The organism is Corallococcus caeni (assembly GCF_036245865.1).
GTDB lineage: Bacteria > Myxococcota > Myxococcia > Myxococcales > Myxococcaceae > Corallococcus > Corallococcus caeni.
The window spans coordinates 980,671-993,211 of sequence record NZ_BTTW01000002.1 but is presented as its reverse complement, the minus strand read 5'-3'; the positions used below and the strand labels follow the sequence as shown (position 1 = coordinate 993,211).

Here is a 12,541-nt window from a genome sequence, read left to right as displayed (position 1 = left end):
TCGCCGTTCGCGAGGCGAAAGCGGCAACTTCCCCGGGGCCGGGGCGATAATGGGGAGAACGAACTTGAAGCCCCACAGGCATGCCCACGGGTGTGCCGGAGTTGACCGGGGCCTTTGACGGGAGCCGCCATGAACCGCATCACGTCCCTCTCCGGTCCGCGGGTGCAGCCGGCCACGACGAACACCGCCTCCTCCGTGTCGGGCAGCCGCTTCGGCTCGCTGATGTCGGGCGCGGCCGCGCAGGCCCCGAAGGCGGGCGCGCAGCTGTCCGGCGGCTCGGTGGTGTCGGCGGCGCTGGCGCAGATGGGGGCCACGCCGCACGGCGGGCTGGTGAACGCCTACACCGCGGGCGCGACCTCCACGCCGGTGAACGTCACGGGTCAGCAGCCCCAGCAGCAGCAGGCCGCGGCCTCGCAGCCGGGCACGGAGCCCCAGAGCGAGGAGATGAAGGCCATCCAGGACCTGGCCATCATGTCGTCGGTGTCCCTGTCCCAGTCCATCCTGCACATGGGCGGCATGAAGGTGGACCTGGAGCGCGAGTAGTCCCTCGCCCCAGGCCGTCCTTCACGGCACTGACTTCACGAAGCCCTGGGGGAGACCTCAGGGCTTTTTCTTGTCGCTGTCGTCGCTGTACTTGTCGCGGATGCCGTCGTGCCGGTTCTTCGTGTCGTTCCAGGGCTGATCCACGTCGGAGCGCTGGCCGCCGTTCTGCCCGGTGACGTCGTTGAGCTCCTCGGCGCGCCCTTCCGCGGGCACCCGGTCGCCGTCCTCGTCCGGGTCCTTCTGCTTGCTGGGGTCCAGCGGGATGCCGGCGCTCTTCTTGAGGTATTCGTCCTTGGGGTCCATGCCGCCATTCCTCCCTTGAGCCCTCAAGGTGGTGACGGGGTGCCGTTCCGGGAGCGGCCGGGCGGCCAGGGGGCCCCCTCCTCAGTTGAGGTACTTCGGCTTCGCGGGGCCCGCGGGGGCCGGCGCCTGGGCCTTCATCATCTCCAGGCCCTGGCGGGTGAGGACGAAGCGGACCACGCCGGAGCCGCGCTCGGTCTCGATCTCCGCCTCGAAGGCGGGCCCGGCGATGCCGCCCAGGGACACGTCCTTGCGCAGGTTGTTCACGCGGCCGGAGAGCAGATCGCCCGCCACCTCGCGGGAGCCCTCGCCGCGCGAGTACAGCTCGAAGGCGGCCTCGTGCAGCGTCATCGCCAGCGCCGGGGTGAGGGGCTGGGAGCTGAAGAGCACGGAGATGAGGAGCCAGTAAGGCGTCTGTTCAGCCATCGCGCGAGTGTAACGGGTGCGGCTAGCGGGCGCGCGGCTGTCTGCGGGCGGCGATGGCCTCCGCGAGCACGCCCTGCGCCCTCCAGTGGCCGTACAGGCGGCCCTGGGACGCGAGGAAGTCCAGCCGCTGCTGGGTGCGCGCGTCCAGGCGGCCCGGGGCCGCGTCGCGGTACGGTGTCCCGGGCAGCGGCATGAAGGTGTGGCCGTGCACGCGGGCGCCCAGGTCGGACAGCCGCTGCATGAGGTCCAGGGTGGCGTCCACGTCCGCGGGCTCCTCTCCGGGCAGGCCCAGGATGAAGTCCACGTTGGGCACGAAGCCGCCCTCCACCGCGAGCCGCGCGGCGCGCACCACGGTCTCCACGTCGTGGCCGCGCCGGGTGGCCTGGAGGATGCGCTCGGAGCCGGACTGGCCGCCGATGATGAGGTTGTCGTTGGCCACGTAGCGCTTGAGCAGCGCCAGGGCCTCCGGGGTGACGTGCTCCGGGCGCACCTCCGAGGGGAAGGTGCCGTAGTAGATGCGCCCGTCCGGGGCCATGGCCTCCGTCACGGCGGCGAGCAGCTCCTCCACGGCGGCCAGGTTCACGGTCTCGTCGGGGGTGCCGTAGGACAGGGACGTGGGGGTGATGAAGCGCAGGTCGCGCCGGCCCGCGCGGCGCAGCTCCCGGGCCCAGCGGGCGATGTTGGCGACGGTGCGGTGCCGGAAGCGCGCCTTGGACATGAAGGGCGTCTGGCAGAAGCGGCAGGCGTAGATGCAGCCGCGGGTGATCTCGATGGCGCCGAACTTCACGTGCCTCGCGGCGAACGGAGGGAAGTCGTCCAGGCGCACGCCCTCGCCGTGGCCGTGCTGCACGAGCTTGCCGTCCTTGAGGTGCGCGGTGCCGTGCGTGGTGCGCGGGTCCTCGCCCGCGAGGACGCGGGCCAGCAGGGCGCGCAGGGTGTGTTCGCCCTCGCCCACCGCGACGAGGTCGAAGCCGGCCTGGAGGGTCTGGAGGGTCTCCGCGGTGGCGTGCACGCCGCCCGCGATGCAGAGCACGTCGCGGCCCTCCAGCCGTTCACGCACCCAGGTCAGCTCCTCCACGGAGGGGCCGAAGCTGGCGGAGTAGAAGGACCACGCGGCGACGACGGTGTCGCCCGCGTCCACGCGCTCGCGCACGGTGGCAAGCAGGTCCTCGCGGTTGCGAGGGAAGTGCAGCGACACGTCCGAGAGCGCGGGGTCCGCCTCCACGGCGCCGGCGAGCACGGTGAAGGCGTACTTGCCGGGGTACTGGTAGCTCAGGACGAGCGAGACCTTGCGAGGCGTCTGCGGCATGGCGGCCGGGGATGATGCCACAGCGCGCTCAGAGGAAGCGGCGCTCCCACTGGCGGACCTCGGCTTCGGTGAAGAGGCCCCATTCCCCCCGGTGCGTGTAGAGCCACGGCTCCAGCACGCGGGCCAGCTCGCGGTACGCGGTCAGTGTGTCACCGGCCTCCAGGTCGCCTGCTTCGGGGACAGGGCCCAGGGACACCAGCGCACGGTCTGGGGACAGGGCTTCGACCTGGGTTGATGGGGAATGCAGCCGGGAGCGGAGTGCTTCCACGCCGCCCAGTTCGTTCAGGACCGGGGGCCCCAGGAACGTGAGCCAGGCAGGGGGACGAAGCTTCGTGCCCAGGTACAGGGCCAGTCTGTTCAGCCGGTGCACCAGGTCGAAGCCCGGGTGACGCCGGGTCACCTCTTGGAGGCGCGGCGTGAGCGACTGGGTCCAGGCATGGACTTCGAGTGACAGGCCCGCGTGCCCCGAGTTCCACGGCAACTCGCGCCCCAGGTCGATGGCCAGCGCGCGGATCCACTCCGGCCCGCGTTCGTCCAGGAACTCGGTGGGCAGCCGGAACTCCAGGCAGCAGGTGTTCTCCGGGTACGTGTCGTGGAAGTTGGGCGCCGTGGTGCCACGGCCTTCGTACTTGAAGCAGATGCCCGTCGCGGAGCCGGACAGCGCCATCACATGGGCCGAGGCAAAGGCCGGCTCCATCATCCGAGAACGAAGCTCCGCTTCACCCTCCGCATCCAGCCTCGGCCAGTATCCCGTGAAACAGTCCCAGTACCAGACCAGCTTCCTTGGCTCGATGGCCTGGCGGTAACGCTCCAGCGCTCGCCAGATGGCCGGAGCCAGGTCTTCATGACGGGCCTGAATGTAGAAGGTGATGCTGATCCCTTCGCGCAGAAGGGACACCCACTCCCCTTCGATATCGAGGGTCTCGCGGACGCTGGGTACGCCTGCGGTCATCAGAGGAGTCATTCCGCGCCTCCTCGCATGGAAGCGCGCGCTCCTTCAACCCGCCTCCCGCCCCGGACGCACCGGAGCGGGAGGGCCCTTCACCTGCCGCTCAGCTCCGGCGACGACGCGCCCGCGCCAGGCCCAGGAGCCCCAGCAGCGAGAACGCGGCCATCGAACCACCGCCCGTGGAGCACCCGCCGCGGAAGTCCACGTCGCCCTCGTCCAGCGGAGACGGCTTCACGCTCGTGCCCGTGCCCGCGTCCACCGGGGTGCCCGCGTCCACCACTGGATCCACCGGCGTGCCCGCGTCCACCACGGGGTCCACCGGCGTGCCCGCGTCCACCACCGGATCCACCGGCGTGCCCGCGTCCACGGACGTGCCCGCATCCACCGGGGTGCCCGCGTCCACCACGGGGTCCGGATCCGGCTGCACCACCGGGAACACGTCCTCGCGGCTCGTCGCCTGGATCATCCCGTCGTGGTAGACGACGCCCACCGGCGAGATGGTGTCGGCCCGGTACAGCCCCAGCTTCAGGTAGTTGTTCTGGCCAGAGAACATCGTCATGGCCTTGGTCTTCTTCAGCACCTGAACGCCGTTGTGCCACAGCTCCACGTAACCCACGGACGCGTCCGGGGACCACTTCACGTGGAAGATGAACTCCTGCCACGCGCCGCGCTTGAGCGCCGTGCTCCACACCGTGCCGCTGCTGTTCAGCGTCAGGCGGATGAGCTCGCCCTTCACGAAGAACTCCACCGGCGGCGACCCGCAGCACCCGTCGTGGTGCCACTGCGTGAAGAGCTGCCACGCGTCCACGCTGGGGAAGTCGTTCGGGAACATCACCTTCCAGCGGTACCAGTACTCCGACCCCACCTTCTCGTTGCTCAGGTACACCAGCTCGTTTCGGTTGCCGCTGGAGTTGATGGGGTCATCGCCCTGCTTCACCGTGGCCTTGAGCGCGTACTTGCCCTCCGCCACCGGGCTCGTCACCACCTGGAGCCGGTCCGAGCTCACCATCTGCTCCGTGCTGTACTGGGAGCGGTTTCCCGTCTCGAAATCGCCCCGCCAGACGATTTCCGCCGCAGCGAGGCTCGGGAGCAGACAAACCGCGAGCCAGAGGTGCAGTGCTTTCAATGAAGAGTCCTTGGGGGAGGGGGAAGGCTTGATGCTTTGCTTTCAAACTTCGACAACGAATGGCAGCAATCATTCCCTGTCTTCATTCCGCCGCCAAACCATTCCCAGACGCCTGACAACAGGGCATGCGAGCAGGCAGGCCCTCCCCTGGATTGAGCAATGTTTCACGTCGGGCGCGGACCGCCCGTACCCAGCGAGCGAACGGGGAAGCGGTGTCCTGAACGCAACGCGTCATTGACAGGGGAGCATGCAGGAGGCTGACGGGACGGGGGCGTGGTGTAAGGTCACGGGCCCTTCCGGCGCTCCCTTCCTGGGGCGCTCTTCAGCGTGCCCCATGCTCGTGTTGCGAGACGTCCAGAAAACCGATTTGCCCGGCCTGAAGCGTCTTGCCGCGGTGCTGAACACGGTCAACCTGCCGAACAACGAGGAGACGCTCGAGGCCATCATCGACAAGTCGGTGAAGAGCTTCGCCGGCAAGGTGAAGGACCCGTTCGAGCGCGAGTACCTCTTCGTGCTGGAGGACGTGCGCAACAACCTCATCATCGGCACGTCGATGATCATCGCCCAGCACGGGACGTACGACGCGCCGCACATCTACTACGAGGTGAGCGAGCGCGAGCACTACTCCGCCTCGCTGGAGCGGCACCTGCGGCACAAGGTGCTGTCCATCGCGTACAACTACGAGGGCCCCACGGAGATTGGCGGCCTGGTGGTGGACCCGCCCTACCGCGCGACGCCGGACAAGCCCGGCAAGCAGCTGTCCTTCGTGCGCTTCCTCTTCATCGCCATGCACCGGCGGCTGTTCCGGCCGCGCGTGCTGGCGGAGCTCCTGCCGCCGCTGCTCCCGGACGGGCGCAGCCTGCTGTGGGAGGCGTGCGGGAAGAAGTTCACCGGGCTCACCTATCTGGAGGCCGACCGGCTGAGCCGCCAGAACAAGGAGTTCATCAAGGAGCTGTTCCCCTCGTCGGACATCTACGCGTCGCTGTTCCCGGACCGCGTGCAGAAGGTGCTGGGGGAGGTGGGCCCGGCCACGCGCGGCGTGCAGCGGATGCTGGAGCGGGTGGGCTTCCGGTACGTGGAGCGCATCGACCCGTTCGACGGCGGTCCGCACTTCGAGGCGGACACGGCGGACATCTCCCTGGTGCGCCGCTACCGCACGGTGAAGCTGGCGGACGAGGACTTCGAGCTGGAGGGCGACGACGTGCTGGTCGCCGCCGAGCGCGAGTCCGGCCGCAACCGCTTCCGCTCCGTGCGCTGCCAGGCCCGGCTGGACAACACCGTCATCTACCTGCCCGCGCGCGCCAAGGAGATATTGGAAGTGAAGGCCGGCGCGAAGCTGTCCATCATTCCATTCGAGTAGCGCGCACCACGCGCCAGTCCCCGCGCAGCAGCGACAGCCAGCGCTCCCCGGCCTCCAGGCCGGGGCCGTCCGGTGGCACCAGCGCCAGCGCCAGGTGCGTGTCCGGGCGCACGGCATCCAGGGACGTGGGGTCCAGGTCCAGCGTCCCGCCGCCCCGCAGCGCCACCCGCACCCAGGCGTGCGGCCGGGCGGCGCCGCCGTCCACCACCAGCAGCCCGTGCACCAGCCCCACCCGCTGGCCCCGCGCGCGCGCCAGGGACGCGAAGCGCAGCGCGTGCGCCAGGCAGCCTCCGGCCTCGCCCTCCCCGCCTGAACGCCAGTCCGCCGCCGTGGGCCCCTTGTCCGGGAAGGCTGCGTGCACCTTCGCGGAGAGGGCCCGCGCCTCGCCCGCGGTCCACTCCGTCATCTCCGGCAGGCGCAAGGGGACCGTGAAGGACGTCCCCTCCCCGCGCGTCTCCAACGTGCCCCGTGCCTGCCCGCCCGGCACGAGCCTCAGCGCGCCCTCGGTGCCGCCTTCCACGGGCACCCCTTCCGCGAAGAGCTCCGGCGGTGCTCGCAGCCGCTCCCCGGGGGCCGCCCGCGTGAAGCGGGAGTCCCCCACCTCCAGCGCCTGGAGCTGGCCCTGGTCGTCGTAGCGGGCGAGGAAGCGCGCGCCCAGCATCGTGCCCTCCGCGCTCGTGGGGCTTCGCTTCGTGACGCAGTGGGGGCCCTCCTGGCCGGACAGCTCCTCGCGGCCCTTCACGCAGCCCTCGGGAGGCGGCCCGCGCCACAGCCACAGCGCCTGGGGCACCGCGTCCGCGTCCGTCACACGCCCCGAGGCGTCCACGCGCAGCGTCACCTCGCGCACGCGCTCGCCCGCGCGCCCTTCACGCACGTGCAGGTGCCGGCTGGTGTACGTGAACCGCCCCGCGTCCAGGGACAGCCCCACCGTCCCCACCGGCACGCCCCGCCACGCGAAGACGAACCGCGCCGGGCTTCCGGACCTAGCGGGCTCGGCGCCCGTGCTGGCGGGGATTACCGGGAGCGCCAGCATGGCGATGGCGAGGAGGGCCTTCATGTCTCATGAAGCATGCGTCGAAAGGAGGACCGGCGCGAGAAGGCGGGTTAGCGTCACCCCCGTCCATGGGCGCCAAACGATACCTTTTCTCGTTCGGGGTGGCGGCGGCCCTGGTCTCCGCCATCCTCCTGGGCCTGCTGCTGCGGTGGGTGACGGGCAAGCCGGATGACGCGGCCGGGTGGGCGGTGCTGCTGTTCGGCGTGCCGCTGCTCTGGCTCATCGGCAGCTACCTGGCGTGGTTCCGCTTCGCGGCGATGCGCCGGCGCGAGCGGCGCGACCTGATGTCCCGGCTGGCGGAGGGCGACCTCACCACGCCCATCCACACGGGCTTCGAGGGCCAGGAGGACCTGCGCCGCCTCATCCTGTCCCTGCGCCGCGCCATGTCCCAGGTGCAGCGCGTGACGAGCAACCTGCACCGCACCGGCAACGGCGTGAGCGAGCAGGCCCGCATGCTGCTGGAGGCCGCGCGCCGTCAGGGCGGCGCCGTGGAGCGCACGCTCTCCGCCGTGGGCGGCAACGGCACCAGCCTCCAGGTGGCCATCAAGCGCGTGCAGCACATTGAGACCTTCGCGCACGAGACGACGGGCGCGCTGCTGGAGATGACGGAGCGGCTGCACCAGGTGGTGGACGGCCTGGAGACCGTCAACGACTTCAGCCAGCGCACCAGCGGCCTCACCCAGGCGATGACGGAGCGGCTCACGCACATCGCCGCGTCGGGCGACGAGCTGGGCCGCTTCGCGTCCGAGGCGGAGGACTTCGTCGCGCTGGTGGAGGGCGGCATCTTCGCCGTGCGCCGCCGCGCCATGGAGACCAACAGCATGGCCGTCGCCGTCACCACCACCGCCCAGCGCGGTGAGGCGCTGGTGGGCGACAGCGTGCAGGGCATGTACCGGGTGGAGGAGACGGTGCGCAAGGCGGCCGAGCTGATGGAGATGCTCGGCACGCGGTCGCTGGAGATTGGCCGCATCGTGGACGTCATCCAGGAGATCGCCGACCAGACGAACCTCCTGGCCCTCAACGCCGCCATCATCGCCGCGCAGGCGGGTGAGCACGGCCGCCCCTTCGGCGTGGTGGCCAACGAGATCCGCAGCCTCGCCGAGCGCACCACGCGCTCCACGCGCGAGATTGGCACCATGGTGACGGGCATCCGCGACGCGGTGGAGACCGCCGTCGCGCTGGTGCAGGAGGGGCGCGAGCAGGCCACCGCGGGCGTGGCCCTGGGCGACCGCGCCTCCGAGGCCCTGAGCGAGATCCGCGCCATCACCCAGCGCACCTTCGCCGCCGTGGAGGCCACGGTGATGGAGACGCAGCAGTTGGAGGCGCAGGGCGCCACCGTGGTGGAGGCCAGCAAGCGCGTGGCTCAGCGCGTGGAGGACATCACGCGCATGGCCATCGAGCAGTCCGGCAACGCGCGGGACCTGGTGCGCCAGATTCAGGAGATGTCGCGCGTGGGCCAGAGCGCCGGCCAGAAGGCGGAGGCGCAGGCGCGCACCGGCCGCGACCTGTCCGAGGCGGTGATGCGGCTGAGCGCGGCCATCGAGGAGCTGCGCTCCGCGCACCAGGTGCTCACCCGGGGCGACGCGTCCATCCGTGAGGAGGTGGCGCAGGTGCGCGAGGACGCGCGCCGGGTCATCCGCATTGGCGACGGGCTGGACCGCACGGTGGACCAGCTGGGCCACGAGACGGCGAGCCTGGAGGCGGAGGTGTTCCGCTTCCAGCTGCCCCGCGCGCGGACGGGCGGCACGCTGCGGGTGGGGTTGCACCAGGCGGGCTCGCTGCGCGCGCGGCAGACGGTGGATCCGCTGTTCAGCGTCGAGAACCAGATGGCGGAGCTGACGGCGTGCCTCTTCTCCTGCCTCGTGCGGCTGGAGGACGGCGTGCTGGTGCCCGACCTGGCCGAGCGCTGGGACGCGGACCCCTCCGCGCGCCGCTACCGCTTCTACCTGCGCCGGGGCGTCACCTTCCACGACGGCAGCATGTGCACCGCCCTGGACGTGAAGCGCCACCTGGAGCGGCTGATGGACCCGGCGCTGCGCTCGCCGGACCGCAGCCTGCTGGAGGACGTGGAGGGCGCGCGGGAGTACTCCAGCGGCCTGGCGCGCGAGGTGACGGGCATCGAGGTCCTGGACGAGGGCACGCTCGAAATCAGGCTGCGCGAGCCCAAGGCCTTCTTCCTCCAGCTCATGGCGCTGACGGCCACGGCGGTGGCGAAGCTGGACGCGGCGGGGAAGCTGGTGGGCACCGGGCCGTTCCGCGTCGTCGGCCTGCAGCCGGACCGGATGGTGCTGGAGCGCAACGCAACCTACTGGCGCGGCGGGGTGCCGCTGCTGGACCGGCTGGAGTTCGTCATCTCGGACACGCGGCCCCAGGCGGTGCGGCAGCTGCTGGACGGGCAGGTGGACCTCGTGTCGTTCCTGCACGTGGAGCACACGGAGGCCAAGGGGCTGGAGGCGCACCAGGTGGTGACCAGCACCACGCCCTCCACGGCGTTCCTGGGGCTCAACCTGAACGAGGCGCCGTACAACGACGTGCGCGTGCGGCGGGCGCTGCGCGCGGGCATGGACATCCCGGGCGTGGTGGAGCAGTTCCACCCGGGGGCTCGCGTGGCGCGCACCTTCACGCCGCCGGAGCTGCTGGACGGGGCCCAGGAGCTGGGGCCCGCGCCGGTGCCGGACCTGACGCTGGCGGAGCGGCTCTTGCGCGAGGCGGGCGTGCGGCGCTTGCAGCTCACCCTGCACCACCCGGTGGGCCGCGACACGTCCGCGGAGGACGCGGTGCTCTTCCGGCCCATGATTCAAGCGGGGCTGCTGGAGCTGCGGCATGAGCAGATGAGCCCGGAGGAGTACCTGCCGCGCCTGCGAGAGGGGAAGGTCCCTGCGTTCCGCACGCTGTGGCTGGCGGACTTCCCGGACCCCGACGCGTTCCTGCACTTCCTGCTCAACTCCAGCGCGCAGACGGTGTACCCGCTGGGCTACCGCAACCCGGAGCTGGACCGGCTCACCGCGGAAGCGCGCGTGTCCATCGACCCGGAGCTGCGCTCGCAGCTCTACAAGCGCGCGGAGCAACTGGCGCGCGAGGACTGCCCGCTCATCCCGCTGTACCACGACCGCACGCACGCGGCCGCGGCGGCGTCCGTGCAGAACCTGCGGCTGCATCAGACCCCGCCGCAGGTGCGCTTCGAGGACCTCTGGGTGGACCCGGCGGTGGTCGGCTAGGGCACGGCCCGGCGCGTCCCGGCGGGACTGGCGTTGCGCTGAGGCCAGCCCCTGGATTCGGCACGCATGCCGACGGGATAGGACTCCAGCCGCCAGACGCCGTCACGGCGCAGAGCCACATGCAGCAGGTCTCCCGCGAACACCGCGCCCGCGACCTCCACTCGGCCCGGCAGGGCGCACTGGTTGACCTTGTTGCCGAAGGCAATCCATTCGAGCCACGCCTGACGCTGACCGTTCGGCAGCGCCGCGTCCGCGAGCACGCCCACGGTGCTCTGCTCCAGCAGCGCGGCTTCGTGGAAGGTGCCGGGAAGCAGCGGTGCAGGCAGCACGTCCACTTCCGAGAGGGCATGGCCGTCATCGGAGCTGAACGAACGCAGCACGGTGCGCAGCTCCGCGTCGACACAGGGAGTGCCGTCCGTGTGGTCGCACGCGAGCGCGAGCGCATGACCGACCGTGCCACCGGGCGACATCAACACAGGCTCCGCCAGGGGAGACAGCGTGCGCGAGCCCGCGTCCCAATCCAGCGCGCCGAGCACGCCTCCATCCGTGTCCACGAAGGCCCGCGTGCCCACGAGCAACCGTCCCGACGCGAGCGCCAGTGAGGGCGCGCCACCTGGAACACCCGCATCGAGCGGCTCAAGGCTCAGCGATGCGACGCCGCCGTCCTCGATCACTTCACTCAAGTACGGCCCCAGCTGCGCAACTGCGGTCCCACCATCCGGGCCTGTTGCAGGCAGTGCCCACTCCGTGAAGGCCAGCCGTCCATCCCACGGCGTGTAGAGATACGCGCCACGCGCGTCGTCCACCGCGAGCCTTGCGGCTCCACCTCCGTCCTCCTCCGGCCCCAGCGCCAGCGGTACTCCCGCGTCCGCGCTCAGCAACACGAGCCTGGAGCGCAGTGGCTCCGTGCCCGCGTCGCCGCTCCACGTGACGTACGTCAGCACGTCCCCTTCCTTCGTCAGCGCCACCCTGCCCGCTCCCGTGCCGGGCACTCCCTCGGATGTCCCTCCATCCAGCGCCGCATCGGAGATGGCCAGCGACGTGCGCCAGCGCAGCTCGCCCACGCCCCGGGGCGCGTACGCCTCCAGGGCCTCCGGCGCGAGCACCACCACCCCCGCATCCGACGCCGCGAGCAACGTCCTCGCGCCCCCGTCGTCATAGGGCGATGCGTAGCGCAGCAGCCCGCCTTCCGTGTACGCGGCGAGCCAGCAGCCCGCGTCCTCTCCGCACACCGACGCGTAGACCGTCCCGTCGTCCACCAGCAGCACCGGCCCTCCGTCCTCCGCGACGGGCGCTCCGCCCAGCCCCGCGCTGAAGACGGACTCCAGGTCTCCCGCGTCCGGGCGCAGGCACTCGCCCGCGCTGCACTTGCCCTCGTCCTGGCAGGGCGTGGCCGGCGCGCAGACGAAGCCGTCCGGCGGCTTCACCGTCCGGCACGTGCCGCTGAAGCAGACCTGCGCCGCCTTGCAGCTCACCGCGCCGCAGGGGCTGAAGTCCGCCACGTCCACCTCCTGGCAACCCGCGTTGCGGTCGCACACGCCCACCTTGCACGGGTTGAGCGACGCCGGGCACGCCACGCTCGCCGTCACGCACCCCTGCGTCGGAGAACAGCTGTCCACCGTGCACGGGTTGTCGTCATCACACGTGCGCGGCTGTCCCACGCAGACTCCCGCCTGACAGCGGCCGTTCTCCTGGCAGCGGCTGCCCGGGATGCACGACGCGCCGTCCGCCTGCGGCGATTCGATGCACTGGCCGGACTCCAGGTCGAAGCGCGAGTCACGACACTCGCCCGTCGGTACGCACGCCAGCGGACGCACGCCCACGCCGGTGAGCTTCACCTTCGCGGTGGTGCGCCCCGCGGTGAGCACCAGCTCGCCCTGCACCGGCGTGTTGCCCGCGGAGAACAGGATGTCCACCGTGCCCGTGCCGCTGCCCGCGACGACAATCTGGGACACGACCACGAAGAAGGGCGCGTCCGTCACCGCCGCCACCGTGACGCCCGCGCGGCCGGTGGCCACCAGCGTCAGCGAGCGGCGCACCTGCGTGCCCTCCAGCACCCGGCCGAAGTCCACGACCTCTTCCTGCGGCCGGAAGCTGGCGGTCGCACCGCCCACGCCGGGGTCGTCGCCACAGCGGCACCCTCCCACCAGGACGAGCAACACGAGCAGCCACCAGCGAGCACGGGCGCGGAACATGCCCCGACTCAAGCGCGCCACCCCGGGCCCGCGCAACGTGCGTGCCGCCGCGGCAGGCAGT

10 protein-coding genes are annotated in these 12,541 nt (G+C 71.3%); 3 read left to right on the top strand and 7 right to left on the bottom strand.

Annotated features, from left to right (window positions below):
* Positions 1-129 precede the first annotated feature (129 nt).
* Positions 130-543: a hypothetical protein gene (locus tag AABA78_RS12190; RefSeq protein ID WP_171412028.1), complete on the top strand. Its 414-nt coding sequence runs from the start codon at positions 130-132 to the stop codon at positions 541-543.
* 57 nt (positions 544-600) lie between these two features.
* On the opposite strand, the gene AABA78_RS12185 is transcribed toward AABA78_RS12190, so the two are convergent.
* The 5 genes from AABA78_RS12185 to AABA78_RS12165 form a co-directional block, all read right to left on the bottom strand.
* The gene (locus AABA78_RS12185; RefSeq protein WP_171412029.1) at positions 601-846 is read right to left on the bottom strand and encodes a hypothetical protein; all 246 of its coding nucleotides are present in this window, start codon (positions 844-846) and stop codon (positions 601-603) included.
* A gap of 81 nt (positions 847-927) precedes the next feature.
* Complete coding sequence (locus AABA78_RS12180) at positions 928-1,269, bottom strand: hypothetical protein (RefSeq protein ID WP_171412030.1); 342 nt, start codon at positions 1,267-1,269, stop codon at positions 928-930.
* 22 nt (positions 1,270-1,291) lie between these two features.
* Positions 1,292-2,578: a TIGR04013 family B12-binding domain/radical SAM domain-containing protein gene (locus tag AABA78_RS12175; RefSeq protein ID WP_338263134.1), complete on the bottom strand. Its 1,287-nt coding sequence runs from the start codon at positions 2,576-2,578 to the stop codon at positions 1,292-1,294.
* Positions 2,579-2,606: 28 nt separating this feature from the next.
* Entirely contained in the window at positions 2,607-3,542 is a 936-nt protein-coding gene (locus tag AABA78_RS12170; RefSeq protein ID WP_338263133.1) for a type VI immunity family protein, read from the bottom strand.
* Between the two features lie 88 nt (positions 3,543-3,630).
* The gene (locus AABA78_RS12165) at positions 3,631-4,653 is read right to left on the bottom strand and encodes a polysaccharide lyase family 20 protein (protein ID WP_338263132.1); all 1,023 of its coding nucleotides are present in this window, start codon (positions 4,651-4,653) and stop codon (positions 3,631-3,633) included.
* 334 nt (positions 4,654-4,987) lie between these two features.
* On the opposite strand from AABA78_RS12165, the gene AABA78_RS12160 reads away from it, so the two are divergent.
* Positions 4,988-6,013 carry an arginine N-succinyltransferase gene (locus tag AABA78_RS12160; RefSeq protein WP_171412037.1) on the top strand — a complete coding sequence of 342 codons (1,026 nt, stop codon included), beginning with the start codon at positions 4,988-4,990 and terminating at the stop codon, positions 6,011-6,013.
* Here the strand turns inward: AABA78_RS12160 and AABA78_RS12155 are convergent.
* Positions 5,997-7,070: a transglutaminase domain-containing protein gene (locus tag AABA78_RS12155; protein ID WP_338263131.1), complete on the bottom strand. Its 1,074-nt coding sequence runs from the start codon at positions 7,068-7,070 to the stop codon at positions 5,997-5,999. The two genes, AABA78_RS12160 and AABA78_RS12155, sit on opposite strands and share 17 nt — an antisense overlap.
* 65 nt (positions 7,071-7,135) lie before the next feature.
* Here AABA78_RS12155 and AABA78_RS12150 point away from each other — a divergent pair, with 65 nt between their 5' ends.
* Positions 7,136-10,285, top strand: coding sequence for an ABC transporter substrate-binding protein (locus AABA78_RS12150; RefSeq protein WP_338263130.1), 3,150 nt, complete (start codon positions 7,136-7,138; stop codon positions 10,283-10,285).
* Here the strand turns inward: AABA78_RS12150 and AABA78_RS12145 are convergent.
* The gene (locus AABA78_RS12145; protein WP_338263128.1) at positions 10,282-12,480 is read right to left on the bottom strand and encodes a hypothetical protein; all 2,199 of its coding nucleotides are present in this window, start codon (positions 12,478-12,480) and stop codon (positions 10,282-10,284) included. The genes AABA78_RS12150 and AABA78_RS12145 overlap by 4 nt on opposite strands.
* Between the last annotated feature and the right edge of the window lie 61 nt (positions 12,481-12,541).

Excerpts from the sequence above, each read along its gene's own strand:
- AABA78_RS12155 (WP_338263131.1), bottom strand. The coding sequence starts at position 7,070 with ATGAAGGCCCTCCTCGCCATCGCCATGCTGGCGCTCCCGGTAATCCCC.
- AABA78_RS12150 (WP_338263130.1), top strand. The coding sequence starts at position 7,136 with ATGGGCGCCAAACGATACCTTTTCTCGTTCGGGGTGGCGGCGGCCCTG.
- AABA78_RS12180 (WP_171412030.1), bottom strand. The coding sequence starts at position 1,269 with ATGGCTGAACAGACGCCTTACTGGCTCCTCATCTCCGTGCTCTTCAGC.
- AABA78_RS12170 (WP_338263133.1), bottom strand. The coding sequence starts at position 3,542 with ATGACTCCTCTGATGACCGCAGGCGTACCCAGCGTCCGCGAGACCCTC.
- AABA78_RS12190 (WP_171412028.1), top strand. The coding sequence starts at position 130 with ATGAACCGCATCACGTCCCTCTCCGGTCCGCGGGTGCAGCCGGCCACG.
- AABA78_RS12145 (WP_338263128.1), bottom strand. The coding sequence starts at position 12,480 with ATGTTCCGCGCCCGTGCTCGCTGGTGGCTGCTCGTGTTGCTCGTCCTG.
- AABA78_RS12160 (WP_171412037.1), top strand. The coding sequence starts at position 4,988 with ATGCTCGTGTTGCGAGACGTCCAGAAAACCGATTTGCCCGGCCTGAAG.
- AABA78_RS12185 (WP_171412029.1), bottom strand. The coding sequence starts at position 846 with ATGGACCCCAAGGACGAATACCTCAAGAAGAGCGCCGGCATCCCGCTG.
- AABA78_RS12175 (WP_338263134.1), bottom strand. The coding sequence starts at position 2,578 with ATGCCGCAGACGCCTCGCAAGGTCTCGCTCGTCCTGAGCTACCAGTAC.